Source organism: Acinetobacter towneri DSM 14962 = CIP 107472 (assembly GCF_000368785.1).
Classification (GTDB): domain Bacteria; phylum Pseudomonadota; class Gammaproteobacteria; order Pseudomonadales; family Moraxellaceae; genus Acinetobacter; species Acinetobacter towneri.
In genome coordinates this window covers 1-1,297 of record NZ_KB849688.1, presented here as the reverse complement: position 1 = coordinate 1,297, position 1,297 = coordinate 1, and the positions used below count along the sequence as shown (strand labels likewise).

Below are 1,297 nucleotides of genomic sequence, written 5' to 3'. Positions count from 1 at the left end.
TCTACGACAACGTAAAAGAATTGAAACATTGATAGGATTATTGAAAGAAAAATATCACTTAGTTACGAGTAAACATCGTTCGATTGCTGGTTTTTTAGCAGGCGTATTTTCTTCACTATGTGCGTATCAACTTTGCCAAAAGAATAAGCCTAAAATTCATGTGATTAAATCTTTGGCTTATCCGTAACTGGGGTGTGTATAACATTTAACTTTTAATTAAAATTATGCAAGGTGATTCACATTTTTTCTAATGTGTTGTATGGTGTCTATGTATTTTTGTTTACTTTTTAGCTATGAAAATCAAACAATCAGGGTGAAAGCATGCCAAGTATTAAAATTGTTGCAAAAGAAGGACACGAGGTTTTATCTCAGACGACAGATAAGAATAGTGTTGCACTCACCGAAGCCTCGGTGGTGACATTAGGGGTTGCAAAAGCAGATATTTCAGAGATTCAGCGCAATGGAGCGGATGTTGTCATTCGTTTAAAAAGCGGTGAAGTTATTGTGATTCAAAATTTCTATAGCACCACGACAGCAACCGATAACAGTCTGGTATTAGAAGATGGCAATCAGTTGCTTTGGGTGAAGTTAACGGATGAAACAGGCGCATTTCTTGCTGAAGTGGTGTATGAGCCATTAACGACAATTGAGCCATTATTATATACAGACGGCGTGCCTCTTTGGGCGTGGGCTGCGGGGGCAGTTGCTGTAGGTGGTTTGGCTGCAGGCTTAGGTGGCGGCGGTAGTGATGGCGGAAATGGTGGGGGCGACCAAGGACCGTCAGCAGCATATAAAGCAGCGGAAGCCGCAGTTAAAGCTGCAGAAAACGCTTATAAAGCCGCAGAAAAAGCTGTAACTGAAGCGAAGAAAGATGGCAACATCACGCAGCAAGAACATGATGATCTGGTTAAAGCGGTAGAAGATGCAGAGAAAGCGAAAACTGATGCTCAGAAAAAAGTAGAAGCGTTACCAGCCGATGCGGTAGGTGATTTAAAAGACCGTCTAGATGCATTGACAAAACCTACAGTTAACGACTTGCCAGCGGTTGGTGAAATTACCGAATTTACCGAAGCTGCAGACTTACTTGCGGATGCGAAAGCAGCGATTGATGCGGCGATTGCAGAACGCGCTGAAGCTGTTGCAGACGGCAAAGTGACACAAGCAGAAGTAGAAGCATTACAAGCTAAAATTGATGCAGCGCAAGCGAAACTTGATGCAGCACAAGGCGCGATCAACGCCTTGCCAGATGGCAGCGCGAAAGATGATCTATTAACTGACCTTGGCACTGAACAAGGTC

The 1,297-nt window shown here is 43.2% G+C and carries 1 protein-coding gene and 1 pseudogene; both read left to right on the top strand.

The genetic code is table 11. The features are described from left to right. Window positions 1-187, top strand: a pseudogene (locus tag F947_RS14160) (IS982 family transposase); the annotation flags it as partial. 134 nt (window positions 188-321) lie between these two features. Further along, window positions 322-1,297 (top strand): BapA/Bap/LapF family prefix-like domain-containing protein (locus F947_RS14560; protein WP_004971397.1); only part of this gene is annotated, 976 nt, incomplete at its 3' end.